Source organism: Sneathiella aquimaris (genome assembly GCF_026409565.1).
Lineage (GTDB): Bacteria > Pseudomonadota > Alphaproteobacteria > Sneathiellales > Sneathiellaceae > Sneathiella > Sneathiella aquimaris.
Map to the genome: position 1 here is coordinate 871,435 of NZ_CP112881.1, position 14,641 is coordinate 886,075.

Annotated in this window: 12 protein-coding genes and 1 pseudogene; 5 read left to right on the forward strand and 8 right to left on the reverse strand. The window is 48.0% G+C overall.

Annotated elements, in window-relative coordinates; translation table 11 throughout:
* Positions 1-214: 214 nt before the first annotated feature.
* Positions 215-412, reverse strand: a pseudogene (locus OIR97_RS04025) (integrase core domain-containing protein); the annotation flags it as partial.
* Between the two features lie 339 nt (positions 413-751).
* Complete coding sequence (locus tag OIR97_RS04030) at positions 752-1,417, reverse strand: FMN-dependent NADH-azoreductase (RefSeq protein ID WP_169546437.1); 666 nt, start codon at positions 1,415-1,417, stop codon at positions 752-754.
* A gap of 120 nt (positions 1,418-1,537) precedes the next feature.
* On the opposite strand from OIR97_RS04030, the gene OIR97_RS04035 reads away from it, so the two are divergent.
* Positions 1,538-2,440: a LysR substrate-binding domain-containing protein gene (locus OIR97_RS04035; protein WP_169546436.1), complete on the forward strand. Its 903-nt coding sequence runs from the start codon at positions 1,538-1,540 to the stop codon at positions 2,438-2,440.
* Between the two features lie 55 nt (positions 2,441-2,495).
* Here the strand turns inward: OIR97_RS04035 and OIR97_RS04040 are convergent, their stop codons facing one another.
* The 3 genes from OIR97_RS04040 to OIR97_RS04050 all read right to left on the reverse strand — a co-directional run bounded on the left by OIR97_RS04040 (position 2,496) and on the right by OIR97_RS04050 (position 4,490).
* Positions 2,496-2,666: a hypothetical protein gene (locus tag OIR97_RS04040; protein WP_169546435.1), complete on the reverse strand. Its 171-nt coding sequence runs from the start codon at positions 2,664-2,666 to the stop codon at positions 2,496-2,498.
* Positions 2,667-2,677: 11 nt separating this feature from the next.
* A complete protein-coding gene (locus tag OIR97_RS04045; RefSeq protein ID WP_407696673.1) occupies positions 2,678-3,070 on the reverse strand; it encodes an SDR family NAD(P)-dependent oxidoreductase in 393 nt (130 codons plus the stop codon).
* A 319-nt stretch (positions 3,071-3,389) separates the two neighbouring features.
* On the reverse strand, positions 3,390-4,490 hold the full coding sequence (locus tag OIR97_RS04050) for a metal-dependent hydrolase (RefSeq protein ID WP_169546434.1): 1,101 nt from the start codon (positions 4,488-4,490) through the stop codon (positions 3,390-3,392).
* A gap of 198 nt (positions 4,491-4,688) precedes the next feature.
* On the opposite strand from OIR97_RS04050, the gene OIR97_RS04055 reads away from it, so the two are divergent.
* On the forward strand, positions 4,689-7,112 hold the full coding sequence (locus OIR97_RS04055; RefSeq protein ID WP_169546433.1) for a sensor histidine kinase: 2,424 nt from the start codon (positions 4,689-4,691) through the stop codon (positions 7,110-7,112).
* A gap of 114 nt (positions 7,113-7,226) precedes the next feature.
* On the opposite strand, the gene OIR97_RS04060 is transcribed toward OIR97_RS04055, so the two are convergent.
* Genes OIR97_RS04060 through OIR97_RS04070 form a run of 3 tightly spaced genes read right to left on the reverse strand, consistent with a single transcriptional unit; the run spans position 7,227 to position 10,223 of the window.
* Positions 7,227-7,970 (reverse strand): maleate cis-trans isomerase family protein, encoded by a 744-nt coding sequence (locus OIR97_RS04060; RefSeq protein ID WP_169546432.1) that lies wholly within the window; start codon positions 7,968-7,970, stop codon positions 7,227-7,229.
* Positions 7,971-7,987: 17 nt separating this feature from the next.
* On the reverse strand, positions 7,988-9,142 hold the full coding sequence (locus tag OIR97_RS04065) for a M24 family metallopeptidase (RefSeq protein WP_169546431.1): 1,155 nt from the start codon (positions 9,140-9,142) through the stop codon (positions 7,988-7,990).
* Complete coding sequence (locus OIR97_RS04070; protein WP_169546430.1) at positions 9,132-10,223, reverse strand: pyridoxal-phosphate dependent enzyme; 1,092 nt, start codon at positions 10,221-10,223, stop codon at positions 9,132-9,134. The genes OIR97_RS04065 and OIR97_RS04070 overlap by 11 nt, the downstream gene beginning before the upstream one ends.
* A 449-nt stretch (positions 10,224-10,672) precedes the next feature.
* Between OIR97_RS04070 and OIR97_RS04075 the strand changes: the two genes are divergently transcribed.
* The 3 genes from OIR97_RS04075 to OIR97_RS04085 all read left to right on the forward strand — a co-directional run bounded on the left by OIR97_RS04075 (position 10,673) and on the right by OIR97_RS04085 (position 14,641).
* Positions 10,673-11,773: an ABC transporter ATP-binding protein gene (locus tag OIR97_RS04075; RefSeq protein WP_169546429.1), complete on the forward strand. Its 1,101-nt coding sequence runs from the start codon at positions 10,673-10,675 to the stop codon at positions 11,771-11,773.
* Positions 11,774-11,889: 116 nt separating this feature from the next.
* Positions 11,890-12,996 carry an extracellular solute-binding protein gene (locus OIR97_RS04080; RefSeq protein WP_169546428.1) on the forward strand — a complete coding sequence of 369 codons (1,107 nt, stop codon included), beginning with the start codon at positions 11,890-11,892 and terminating at the stop codon, positions 12,994-12,996.
* Between the two features lie 94 nt (positions 12,997-13,090).
* Positions 13,091-14,641, forward strand: coding sequence for an ABC transporter permease (locus OIR97_RS04085; protein ID WP_169546427.1), 1,551 nt, complete (start codon positions 13,091-13,093; stop codon positions 14,639-14,641).

Genomic DNA, 14,641 nt, shown 5'->3' on the forward strand with positions numbered 1-14,641 from the left:
TTTATCGTCATGGTATTTGAGACAGATGCCTGTCTGACATAAGAGAGACTTTGGCTCATCAGGTTATAAATCTTAGGGTCGTAGTTTCAAATATTCCCCTCGTAAAAATTTAAAACACGATTAACTCCAGGAGTTAGATGGGGTTTCGCGTTGGCAGGGAAAGAACGGTGAAATCACAAAGGATGCAGTGACATGCTCCCCTCCTTATCCTCATTCATACGTTAGTTCTATTCCTGATATGATCCAAATTGGATCGATTTACAAATTCTAGTGGCGTGAGCCAATTCAGGCTCGAATTTGGTCGGTTCTGGTTATAGTCGGATCTCCATTTTTCGTAAATAATGCGGGTATGATGATAACTGGTAAAGGGATGCTCGTTCAGACATTCATCGGGCAGCCGACCGTTGAAGTTCATGGAATTCTTTAGCGTCTGCATAAACACTGACGGCGCAGCGTTCGTCAATGCAAGATGTCGCTGTCACCTATCACTCTATTGATGCATTTTTTCTATTTGGTGAATTGGTCAATGTTGTATTTAACTGGTTTGGGATCAATTGTCGTATAACCTTTTATTTCTCGGTCGGAACAGGCAAGGATTGTTGATCTAAGGCTTACGCAAGTGCGCCGGACGATAATAATCAACATGACGCTAAACCCAGCCCCCGTAACCCGGTATTGATGGCGGCCTTGTTAAACAAGGAAAACGCCTCGGATCTGAAATCCGGGGCGTTTACTATTCATTGGCACACTCTTATCGGCTGGCCAGTTCCAGAGCGAGCGCTTCTGCCGACTTGTGGGCGTTTCTGACGGACTCCAAATGCCGGTCGTCGTTAAATTCCTGATATTCAGCGTTGATTTCATGGACGGTTTCAACACCCAAATAGTGGCTGAGTGTCCGTATATGTGGGCCGAGATGGTTCATTTTTTCGCGGATATCACCAATCCCGAAACCAAACTCGCCACTGGATGTAATCAAAACCAGTATTTTTCCAGACATAATAGGCTCTAATGGAAAGTCCCCACGCGCCAGGTCAAAGGTGAATGTCTTGTGGATGCGGATAACCTGATCAAACCAGGCCTTCAAAGCAGCTGGCATGCCGTAATTGTACATGGAGGATGACATGACAATGATGTCGGCCTGCTCCAACTCACTGATCAAGGTATCCGATAGGGAAAGCAAGGCCTTTTGAGCGTCAGTTTTTGCGTCATCTGGCGTAAAAACTGCGGCAATCCAGTCTTGACTGATAAAATCTGGTGGGTTGATGCCCACATCCCGATGAATGATTTTACCTTCATTGTTCAAGATACGCCATTTCTTCAAAAAAGTGGCGGCGATTGATTTTGATACAGAATTATAAGCAGCTGTCGAGTTGGTTGTTTTTCTCGCACTAGAGTCAATATGCAAAAGGGTTTTCATCTGATATCCTTTCGTGGGTTCTGATATTTGTTAAAAGTTATATTGCACCTGAAGGGAAGTTTGACGAATGGTGATTTCTTATCTATAGATGAGTATAAATAATCTATGGCGGGCTGACTGATGTACCCGAAATTACCATCTCTTAATGTTCTTAGGACCTTTGATGCGGCTGCAAGACTTAAAAGCTTTAAATTGGCCGCTGAAGAATTGAATGTGACTCCAACGGCTGTCTCTCACCAAATCAAGGCATTGGAAGAGGGGCTTGGAACGCGATTGTTTGAGCGCCAAACCCGTGCTGTAAAGCTGACCAGAGACGGAGAAATCCTTCTGGACACGACATTCAATGCCTTTCGGCAACTCACTGAAACTGTCAACAATATCGTCGGTTCAGCAGAGATACTGACGATCAGTACAACATCATCGTTTGCTTCCATGTGGCTGGTGCCAAACCTGCATAAGTTTTACGAAGAAAATCCAGGCATTGAGGTTGCCATCCAAACGGGAGAGCAAAAAGTTGATGTGATGCATGATCGTCGCATTGACCTTGCGATCAGTTATGGGCAGTACGATCCTGCATCGCCCCATGCCTCAAAACTCGTTACCGAAAAGTTTGGCATGTATGCGACGCCAACCTATCTGGATAACGTCGTGACCCTAAAGGATGCTCAGCTACTTGAAACTGAGTGGATGAACAGATCATTGCCGTCCATTACCTGGGAGGCGCTGATTAATCGGCACGGGCGCGAAGAGAGACATGGGAACTTCACTGTAAGGCGGTTTGATCAGGAGCATCACGTTATTCAAGCCGCACTGGCGGGTCAGGGCATTGCCCTGGTGAGCTCTATACTTGTTAGAAATGCTGTGAAAGAACAATGGCTTGTTCCTTATATCAGCGATGGTTTGCCGGGCGAAATTGCAGGTTTGACCTATTACCTTGTTGTGCCCCCCCATAATCAACGCAATAAAAACGTCCAGGCCTTCACTAAATGGCTGTCTTCTGAGATTCAGGAGAGCCTCATCTGATCCCTGTTCTGTATTTTTTGAGATGCCGGAACGGGTCTAAGCCGCCAGGAATGGGTCAATTGAAATGAATGCCGCCATCGGTGACCAACACCTGACCCGTGACGGTTTCACTTTTACAAAATGCCACTACGTGTGAGACGACATCTTCTAAAGAAGTGGTCTTGTCCAAAACTGCGCGTGTCCGCCATCCTTCGACAAAGCTCTCCGGTGCACCGCCGTTCATCATGGTGTCTTCCATTAGATCAGGGGTACACAATTGACGGTGATTTCCGGGGCGAGCACGGCCGCCAAATAACGTGTTAGTGTCCCGATTGCGCCTTTGCTGGGGGCATATGGCGCGCCGGCACCCCACGGCCCGATCCCAATAGTGGGCCCTGGATTCACAATCCGTCCCCATTTGGATTTGCGAAGAAAAGGCGCCGCGGCGCGAGAAACAAGATAAGGTCCTCGTACATTCACCGTCATCATTTCATCCCAAATTTCCGGAGTCATTGCGGCAAGATCGCTGTAGGGCAAGCGATGTCCCCCGGCCGCCATCCCTGCAATATTGACCAACAAATCGCATCCATCGAAGATTTCTGAGACCTTTAAGATAGCTTGTTTAATGGAAACTGGATCGCTTTGATCAATTTCGACGAGTACTGCTTGCTGTCCGGTTTTTTCGACGGCGGCTTTAACTTTTTTGGCTCAGGCTAAGCCATTTCGATATCCAATCGCGATATCCACACATTCCTTTGCAAGAGTGACGGCGATAACAGAACCGAGGCCGCCTGACCCTCCAGTAAAAAAAGCACGTGCACCGGATAATTCCTTCCCGTCCCGCCGTGGTCTCTTGCCTTCGGTTCGGGCTTTTATCGATTTTTTGGTTACCGGGTATAAAATGAAATCCGCTGAAACCGATAATGTCGATCGCAATGCCGGGCCCTGACTTGGAGGGTTAGGGGCGGTTTTACCCTGTTTTCGCGCAGTTATATTGCGGTTGTGTCTGCGCAATTTGATGTTGAGGGAATATATTCGCGTTTTCTGCGGGGCGAGGGGTGATTTCCCCTGCCATCATTTTGAACAGCCAAGGTAGATCTCCGTCTTGAGAACGACGGGACGCGACCCGTTCTGCAAGGTTTTTTACACCGTCATTGGGGTTGGCCCCGTCTTGTAATTGAAAACGGAAAACATAGTTTGGGGTTAGGCCCATTCTGAGGTCTGCTTGCACTAATTTGTTATCTGTTGCCTGTGTAAGGCTGTAATACCCCTTGGTAAAAGCCCGAAGAATTTCGTGAGCCGGATAGCCGCCCAATTGTGCGCATGTGAGGTTTCTCGGCCACCTTTTGTGCCTGTAGAAGATGGGGGCGTCGTCGGTTTTTGTGAGGGGTAAGTACAAGTTTGTGTAGGTGTCTCCTTGAACGGCGATTGCCTTCCAGGCCAGAGTAGAGAAGGGTAGGGGAAGAACCAAGACCTGATCTGTTGGAATATTGCGACTGGCAAAATGTTCGATGGCCCTGTTTTTCATCCAGTCCTGAGCGAAAACCGACCAGCCCAGATACAGGGTGGATAGGCAAAATGAAACTGTCAGGGCTTTTGTATAGGCTTTTGTCCAAGTTGGACGGATTAGCGCCCAAACCACAACGAACAGTAATGGTAACGTGTATAAAGGGTCGATGATAAACACAGAGCCAATGCCAAAAGGATGGTTTGTTATTGGCCAGAATAACTGTGTGCCATAGATGGTGACTGCATCCAGAAGGGCGTGTGTGATTAAGCACAACCAGATGACAAGATAGAAGGTAAATCTGCCGTCCAATGGTTTTTTGAAGACCCGCCAAAGACTTTCTGCCAGCAAGGGGGTGATGATCGTTTGAAGAACCAGCGAGTGTGTCGCAGAACGATGAAAGACAAAGTTTTCGAGGGGGCCACCATAGTTCCAGAAGACGTCAAGGTCAGGCAGGGTTCCCAACAATCCACCCGTTAAGACGGCTTTACGCAGCCCGTGGCGTTTTCCAAGGCACGCCGCACCGATACTCGCGCCCAGAACAAATTGTGTGACAGAATCCATCCCTGTCCCTTTTCCGAAACAATAGAACTAACATATAGATCGCAAACAATAATGTACAATGAACAAGTAAAGCATCCGACTTGTAAAAAAGCCCAAATTCTCAGGATTTAACCGCTAAAAAAGACAATTTTAATAAATTGTTAAACGCTTTATTAGCATGGTTGGTTAAAGCAGCAAGTATTTGGTTGATGGGGTTCTATGTTTCTGTTCTGGCGCCAAGCGACAAGCCTTTGGTTGGTTGTGGTCCTATTATTTGGTTTCCAATTCAGTGTTATTGCTGAGGAGCAACCTGATAAGCCGGTCGCCATTAAAGGTGTGCTGGACTTGCGCAATTGGAATTTTCAGGATGAAGGTCGACTGGAGCTTGCAGGGGAATGGGCCTTTTACTGGGAGGAATTTATCGATCCCGCCGAAATCAGCACAACAAAGGCCACCCCAATTTATCATTCTGTTCCGGGTGTTTGGCTGGGTTTGGACAGTCACGGTGAAATTCTTGGAAAATATGGCTATGCAACATATAGCCTGAAAGTTCTATTGCCTGATAAACCTGTAGATCTGGCGATCTACTTAAAGCGGGTTCAATCCGCCTATCGCCTTTATGTTGATGGTCAACAATGGATGCAGTCCGGTATTCCGGGTAAAACAGCAGATACCGAGACCGCGTTGGTTGTTCGGGACGTCGGTGCTTTAAAGGGCGCGGCTGGGACACTTGATATCGTCGTTCATGTCTCAAACCATATCGGTTATTCTGGCGGCGGGTTTTTCAGTTCTTTCTCTTTAGGGCCGGAAAAAATACAGCATTTAACCCATTTGGGTGAGGTATCTCGGGATCTCTTTTTGTCGGGAGCGCTGTTTTGTTTGGGAGCGTTCCTGATGGTTCTTCATTTGGGGCGCTTTCGAGAGCGGATTTATTTTGTTCTCTACGTGATGTCTTTCTTTTCGGCTGTTTACATGATGACGGTGACATCGACGTTGGTGGAACTGTTTCCGTCCATTCCATATTTGGTGACAGAGAGATTGTCGTATGTCAGTGCCGTCTTTCTGATTGCATTTACCTATGAATTTATTCATCATTTCAGCCCAAGACGGTTTAGCTTTGCCGTTTCCTGTTACATCCTTTACCAATCAGTTTTTATTTCCTTATTCGTTATTTTCTGGCTTGGGGGGATACCCTTCGAGATAATTTATATACTCGCTTTTCACCTTTTCGTTGTTTCCGTCGCCTGCTTTATTGAAATTCTCCATGTCTTGAAGCAAAGGATCTCTGGAAGCTGGCTGATTGTATTCGGCGTGACGACCTTGATCGTGTTCGGTGTCCACGATATTTTACATGCGAACGGCTATTTAAACACAACATATCTGGGGCCTTACGGGATTCTTCTTCTTCTGTTTTTCTATGCCGTTATTTTGGCGTTGAGGGTCAATGGTAGCATCACACGAAACGAACAGCTTGCAGAGGCAATCCGGTCATTGAGTGAGGCTGTGGCAATTTTCGACAATCGCGATCATGTCGTGGTTTGGAATGATGCTTACAGGCAACATCTATCTGTCAATGCACAGGAGATATTGACTCCAGGGCGGCCATTTTTAGAGCTGGTACGAGCGGACGCCTATTCAGGTGATCTGCCCGATGCTATCGGTCGGGAAGAAGCCTATATTCGCCAGCGGATGAAACAGCATAGCCGACCAGCCGAAGCGTTTGAAGTGGAGCGCAACAGTGGTTGGTACCTGTACCGGGAAGCCCGAACTCCAGACGGTGGCCGGGTAACCCTTGCTGCCAATCTGTCCAGTCAAAAAGCGAAAGAAGAAGAATTGCAGGCTGCGCTGGAAAAGTTGATTGATGCCAACGAAGCAAAAAACAGCTTTTTATCCAATATGAGCCATGAATTAAGAACGCCACTGAATGCAATCAATGGATTTTCCGAGATGATGGTTAAGGGCATCCTGGGTCCCATGAATGCCCAGTATAAGGATTACGCGGGCCACATTCATCGCTCAGGTCATCATCTGTTACGGTTGGTCACGGATATGCTGGATGTCGTACGGATTGAAACCGGGAAGCTGCAAATTTCTCCAGAACAGGTCAATATTGCTCAACTGCTGGAAGACTGTTTTCAGATGGAGATGGAGAAATTTACGGCTAAAAATATCACGTTCCATACGAGCATTCCCCAGAATACACCGCCTCTATTTGTTGATCTGATCCGGGTACAGCAGATAATTTTAAATCTTTTGGATAACGCGATTAAATTTACGGATGCAGAGGGGAGAATTTCGGCTTCGGTAAGAACCGCCTCTGATGGAGCTGTTTCAATTGAGATCACTGATACCGGTATTGGAATGGCCCAAAAGGATATCCAGATCGCGCTTCAGAAATTCGGACAAATCCGTCAAAGCCACTTGATGGCGCATGATGGTTTGGGGTTGGGGTTATCAATCGCGAAAGTCCTGATGGAATTGCAAGGTGGAGAATTGCAACTGGATAGTCGATTGGGTGAGGGGACAAGAATTACCCTTGTTTTTCTTCCGATTGAGCAAGCAAGAATTTTCTTTGAAAGTCAAGGGTCGCCTTCAGAGACCACCCCACCAGTAAAGGACGATCAGACAATTGAAAGCGCCTGATGAGCAGGGGGTCCTTATGTCAATATTATTGGGAATTGTGTTAAGAACGAAGCACACTCGGTCACAGGTTCTTTGCAAGGTCTATACTGGTTTTTTCAGCCTGATATACAAGATCTACTGGTGAAACAGACGACCCGGGCCTTTCCCGCTCGTCTGAAGGCCTGCCAGGGTGAGCATATGCCAATAGAGAGCTTGATTGCTGCTGATGACTGGCTTGCCTGTTCTTCGCTCGGCTTCTTCGATAATTGAAAAACTGTTGAGGTTCGTACAGGAAACAAAGAGGCCGTCTACATCGTTTTGCGTGCTAAGATCAATGAGGGCCTTGAGAACGGAACGGTGGCTAATCCGGGCGACAATGGCTTCCTGTTCTTCTGAGAAAGAGCCGAAAGCGGAGATTTCCAATCCGCTCTTTTCCAGTAACGTCCGCATAGCGCCTGAAACTTCTTCGATATACGGGGTTATAAATCCAATCCGTTTTACCCTGAGCGCTTTACAGGCAGCCAGTACGGCACGCATAGGGTCCGTTACCTGTGCCGTTGGGTGAATGTCTTGAACGAGTGTTTTGACTGTCTCGGATCCGATATAGGTGGCGCCGGATGTGCAGGCATAAGCAATAACATCGAACCGTGCGCTTTTTGGCAATAGCGCAGCGGCAGCTGGAAGGTCCGCCTTCATTTGCATAAGTGTTTCAGGGGTGAGGTCTGCGCCGCTTGGTATCCGGCTATGGAGCAGGCCCACGGCATTGTTATCAAGGACCGTCCGGATTTCATTTTCAATGGTTTCATCGGCCTGAAGGACAATCAGGCCGAGAGCTGTTTTTTTGTCCGTGCGATCATCAATGTCATATGGCAGCTTCATCCAATACCCTTTCTGTTCTATCCCGAAACTATCGGCAGACATTCTGGCGCAGGCCGTGACAGATAACGGGGCGGGCCGTCCTGAATGAGAATGTTTTCCTCATGAACCATAATCCGGCCTTCACCAACGCTCATGCTGGGCTCAAGGGTGATGACCATATTTTCTTCGAGAAGCGTGTCATCGAAATGAATAAGGGACGGGGCCTCCGTCAATTGCATACCCAAACCATGCCCAAACCGGCCAACATCGTTGTTTTCCTGCTGGATGGTATTTTTTATAATCTTATAAAGATCACTGCAGCGTAATCCGGGACGAGCCGCGTCGAACGCCGCGCGGGTCGCTGCAATCAGGATTTCATAGGCATGTTTAGCGGTGTCTGAAGCATGGCCAAACGCGTAGTTTCTGTCAAAATCGCAAAAATAGCCCTTGAGGGTCGCGCCGGTATCCAGCATCAGGATATCGCCCTCTTTTAAAGGGGTCTGGCTAGGAGGTGAGATAACATCGGCATATCCCCCTGTACCCGCGCCACCAACCAGATACGGAACATCGTCGGCACCGTTGCGCAATAAATCAATTTTAAAGGCGCGAAAAACATCCTCCAGCGGCATCCCTACATGAAATAGATTGGCGGCATTTTCGAAGCTAGAAGACGCAATGCTACAAATTTTCTGGATAAGTTCTATCTCTGCCGTTGATTTTACCATCCTGAGCTTTTGTACAAGAGGAGTTGCATCGACAAATTTTGAGTGAGGAAGCATGTTTTTTAACATGCCGAAGTCGTTTATGGGCATTCGAAGAGCGCTTTCCCGCCCCATAAGCATTCCAATGGTACCAAATGATTTAAGCCCGTCACAAATAAGGGAAAGCCCATCATCCTGAGCATGCGGGCTTGACCAGGTACGGATATCCTCAACCCAAGTATTTTCCATTAAAGCCGCCCCGATTTCTGGAATGACTGCAATTGGTTTCCCGTTCAGCGGAATGATCAGGTACCAGGGCCGCGTAGGGCTTTGCCAAAACAAGGTTCGAAAGCCTGTAAAGTAACGCATTTCGGCCTCGCTCGTGAAAAACAGAGCGTCTATTTTAGCCGCGCGCATCGCCGCCTGTACTTTTAGAAGCCTGTTCTCGAATTCAGCTGTTTCGAAGTCGATAATGCCCGGCTCAAGTTGCATCGGGTGTGGCCTCTTCAGAAAGGATTGCAAGGGCAATCGCTGTTTGATCAAGTCCGTCAATAGTGTGAGAAGACTCGCAAAGCGTTTTTAAGCCGGCGATGCCCGCAACGCCTGAAGGGGTAGAGGCGAGGTCCTGCTCGGCGAGCCACCGACAAGTAGCTTTGGCTTCTTTATCACTGATTGTCATAAAGTAATCGGCTTCCCGGGCCAAATACCGCAATGCAAGATGGGATGGCTCTTTACAATCCAACCGCCCCATATTGGAGACAGCCCCTTGTGCCCGAATTGGCTTGCCCGCCTCAATGCTGTCGATCAGGCAGGGCGCGTCTTCAGGCTCAACAATAATAATTTTTGGACCTTCCTGCCAGAGATGACGGCACATTGCGGTGACGCCAGCCGCCAAGCCACCAACGCCAGCCTGCAGAAAAACATGGGTCGGGGGGGCAGGAATCTGGCGTTCCATTTCTGATCCAATGATCAGGTACCCTTCCATGACGTCGCGGGCTGGCTCAGAATATCCCGGCCAACTGCTGTCTGAAAGAAGTTGCCATCCTTCAAGGTCTGCTGCCCGCCGGGCAGCAACCATGCTGGCCTCGTAGTCAGGACCCTCCCGTACAACGGTTGCCCCTTTTCCTCTTAACTTTTCGGCAAAGCTTTCCGGCACCGTTTGCGAAAGATAGACAACCGCCGTTGCTCCGAAAATACGGGCACCTGCGGCCATGGAAAGGCCATGGTTTCCTGCGCTGGCACAGACAAATGTTTTGTCTCTCAGTGCGTTCTCTGGCGCGCTGCCTGGATTGGATTCCAGATAGGGGGCTGCCTGCTTGGCAATGGCAAAGGCCGCGCCTAATGCTTTGAAGCTGCCCAGTCCCATGCGGCCTCTTTCATCTTTGACATATAAGCCGGCGATTCCAATTTGTTCCGCGATTTTTAACGAAGATACCGTAGGGGTCGTATGAGCAGCGGGACACAAACTCATGAGACTGACCGCCGCTTCAGGATTGACCACAATGTCGCCTGGTTCAAAATTGGGCTGATCGGGCAACCCTTTCTGACGGTATGGATTGGTATTGATCCGCATAGTTTCCCCTACTTTTCCACAAGACCATGGTCAGCCTAACGATAAACAATGGGAAAAGCCAGTATCGCCCAACCTACCCATATTAAGCTTATTAATAAGATGAGCGAGAGATGAATACTTGACAATTTCGGTAATAATTTCGTTTCAGTTAGGGGGTTTTGTTAAAAAACGGTAGATCTCAAAGTAAAAAAATAAATATTTCAAAGATTAATTATGTATAATACGTTAATTTACAGTACCTGGTAATAAGGTTGTCCGGTTTTTGAAGTAAAAATCTATAACATCATGAGTCTCTGTAGAATTTGCAGGTCGGTATATTGGCTGTGGATAATAAATTTTTTACAGCAGCTGTTGTTTTGTTGGTTGAATTTTGTTTTAATCAAACTAATTGGGAGACGGGTTTGCAAAAAGCCCGAACGAATATTTGTTACAGAACAGAGGGGGCCAGTTTGGCTAATACAGCGGAGGAGCAGGCGTTCGTTGAATTCGAACGCGTGCAGAAAAGTTATGACGGCGAGACCCTGGTCGTCAAAGATCTGAATCTTTCCATGCCAAAAGGCGAATTCTTAACAATGTTAGGACCATCAGGGTCAGGAAAGACAACCTGTCTTATGATGTTAGCAGGATTTGAGACCGCCACGCATGGAGATATCCGTCTTGATGGGCAGGGCATTAACAATATCCCGCCCCACAAAAGAGGGATTGGCATGGTTTTTCAGAACTATGCTCTTTTCCCTCATATGACGGTGAATGAAAACCTCGCCTTTCCACTTGAAATTCGAAAGCTGGGCAGGTCTGAGCGTGAAGCAAAGGTTAAGCGCGCCCTGGAGATGGTTCAAATGGGTGAGTTCGGCTCGCGTCGCATCGCTCAATTATCAGGCGGTCAGCAACAACGTATTGCACTTGCCCGTGCCTTGGTGTTCGATCCAACTCTGGTTCTGATGGACGAGCCGTTGGGCGCGTTGGACAAGCAGTTGCGAGAGCATATGCAGTTTGAAATTAAACGAATTGCCGATGATCTTGATATTACAGTTGTCTATGTGACACATGACCAGACCGAAGCGTTGACCATGTCTGATCGGGTTGCTGTGTTCGATGATGGCCGCATTCAGCAGCTGGCGCCGCCAGATCGGCTTTATGAGCAGCCTGAAAACAGTTTCGTTGCACAGTTTATTGGCGAGAATAATACCCTGGAAGGCGTTGTTGAGAAAATCAGCGGCGGGCAGGCACTTGTTCGGCTCGACAATGGCGAGTTGATCGATACGACCCCGGTTAATATCAGTAAGGTTGGAGAACGAACCAAGGTCTCCATCCGTCCCGAGCGGGTTGAGTTTGACCGCGAGCGGCTTGGCGATGAAGTGCATACACTGAAAGCAGAAGTGCTCGAATTTATCTATATGGGCGACATATTCCGGACCCGTTTACGGGTCGCTGGAAATGAAGACTTTATTGTGAAAACCAGAAATGCAGTAAATCAAACCCGGTTTCAGCCGGGACAACAGATTGAGATAGGGTGGTTGGCAGAAGACTGTCGGGCGCTTGACGCCTAAGTTTACTGAAACGACCTGCTGCAACAGATTAGCAATGACTATCTGAAGGATAGGGTGGTCCCATACCCTGCAGCAAATCTCATTTATATGAACGGGACATGACAGAGGAGATTAGTATGAAATTGTTTACAAAGCTGTCCACTGCAATAGTATTTGCGGCTGTGGGAGCAACTGGAGCTACGGCTGCGGATATGTCTAATGAGATGACAATTGTGTCTTGGGGCGGCGCATATTCCACATCTCAGTTGAAGGCCTATCACGAGCCTTATATGGAAAAAACCGGCATTAAGATCATCAATGATGAAAGTTCTGCCGAAGCGGTTGCAAAACTCCGTGCTATGGATGAAGCCGGTAATGTAACCTGGGATCTGGTCGACGTTGTTGCGTCTGACGCCATTCGCTTGTGCGATGAGGGTCTTGCCGAAGAAATCGATCACGATAAGGTTCTTGCAAAAGCCCCTGATGGATCCCCTGCCAGTAAAGATTTTGGCGATTTGATCGTATCACAGTGCTTTATTCCGCAGATCGTTTACTCCACAGCTTTCGGGTATCGTACAGATCTTGTCGGCGACAAGAAGCCAACAAGTGTTTGCGCGATCTTTGATACTAAAACCTGGCCTGGTAAACGGTCCCTTGAAAAGCGTCCAATCAACAACATGGAATGGGCTCTTTTGTGTGACGGTGTCGCTAAAGACAAGGTTTATGAAGTTCTGGCAACGCCAGCCGGACAAGAGCAGGCTCTTGCCAAGTTGGGTACCATCAAAGACGACGTGATCTGGTGGTCAGCTGGCGCTGACACGCCTCAGCTTCTGGCTGACGGTGAAATTGTAATGGGCTCTACTTATAATGGTCGTCTATTCTCTGTTATTGAAGAACAGAAACAGCCGGTTGCCATGCTTTGGGACGCCCAGGTGTTTGATCTTGACGGTTGGATTGTTCCAGCTGGTCTGAGCGACGAGCGTAAAGCCCGCGTGATGGACTATTTGAAATTTGCAACGGATACGCAGCGTCTTGCGGACCAGGCAAAATATATTTCTTATGGTCCAGCCCGTAAATCATCAGCCCCGCTGGTTGGCAAGCATGCCAGCCTAGGAATTGATATGGGTCCACATATGCCAACTGATCCAGCCAATGCCAAGAATACATTCTTGTATAACTATGAATTCTGGGCAGATTATCGCGACGACATCGACGCGAAATTCCAGGCTTGGTTAGCCAAGTAGGGCTTTGAAGAAGCGGGTTAAATACCCGCTTCTTTTCATTTACCAGACGAAAGTTCTGGCCAAATTCAATGAACACTGAACTGGCGACTAAAGAATGAGTGATACGATCGAAACTGGTCCTGTGTTGGCGGCAGACGGGACACCTTTGAAGCGGAGTTTGCAGCGCTCTTTGCGGCTACAAAAATTCAGAGCTTTAATGCTGATTTCGCCCCTGCTTGCTTTCATCCTGATCACGTTTATCGCGCCGATCGCAGATATGTTATTTCGCTCCGTCGAAAATGAAATCGTGAGTGAAACGCTTCCGCAAACGGTCAATCTGTTGAACGCGGATGCTGCGTCTGCGCCGATTGTGCCGGGCGAAAAAACATTCTCCGCCCTCTATGTGGATCTCTTCGTTGCGGTCAAAAACAAAGAACATACGCGGCTTGGGAGCCGCCTGAATTACGAACAAACAGGGGTTTCCTCGCTGTTTCGTAAATCCGGCAGACGGGTTCGCCGCCTCAATGTTGAAATCTATCCAGATCAATTTGCCGCTGTTGATCCCAGTTGGACAGATGTAAAAACATGGCAGATGCTGGCAGATTCTAAAGATGCAAAAGAAGAATTACCGCAATCCATGTGGGCCTATTCTTCCTGGCGCAAATACGTGATTGAAGATGGGGATGATCCTCAAAAAGAGGCCCTCGCAGATTTTGTTTTTGTCGCTCTTTATAACGACCTCGTGCGTTTAGAGGGAGTATCTTCAAATGCGCTCATTCAGAAAAGCGCCGCGGCGGCTGCAGATTTCAAAACCGTTGATTTTAAAGAAGCGTTCCTCAAGTTCGATAAAGAATGGGCGAGTGAAGACGTCTGGAAAACACTCCGCGTTTATTCTCCGCCTTATACTGAAGGTTACTTCTTGACAGCCGTTGATCTTAAAAAGGATTTTGACGGATATTCAGTCCGTCCGGAAAATGAGCGCCTTTATGGAACTCTTTTCCTAAGGACGCTGTTTATGTCGCTTGTGATTACCGGCTGCGCCATTTTGCTGGGTTATCCGATCGCTTGGCTTATGTCCAATCGGCCCATGCGAGAAGCCAACCTTCTGATGATTATGGTCCTGCTGCCATTCTGGACCTCCCTGCTTGTGAGGACGTCCGCCTGGAAGGTAATGCTGCAACAGCAAGGGGTGATTAACGATACGCTTGTTTGGCTTAATATTATTGACGAGGCGGGACGCCTTGTGTTGATTAATAACCAGTTCGGTACGATCGTCGCAATGACCCACATCCTGCTACCCTTTATGGTTTTGCCACTTTATTCAGTGATGCGTACAATCCCGGAAACCTATACGCGTGCCGCCAAGTCAATGGGTGCGACGAACTGGACGGCTTTCTGGCGAATATATTTTCCTTTATCTGTTCCTGGAATTGGGGCTGGATCCATTCTCGTCTTTATTCTGTCCATTGGTTACTACATTACCCCTGAAATCGTCGGCGGCACGTCCGGTACGTTCATTTCGAACCGGATTGCCTATCATATCTCTAGTTCGCTCAACTGGGGCCTGGCCGCTGCATTGGGAACAATATTGCTGCTGGTCGTTCTGTTGCTCTACTGGGTGTATGACCGAATTGTTGGCATTGATAACGTGAAGTTGGGGGGCTGA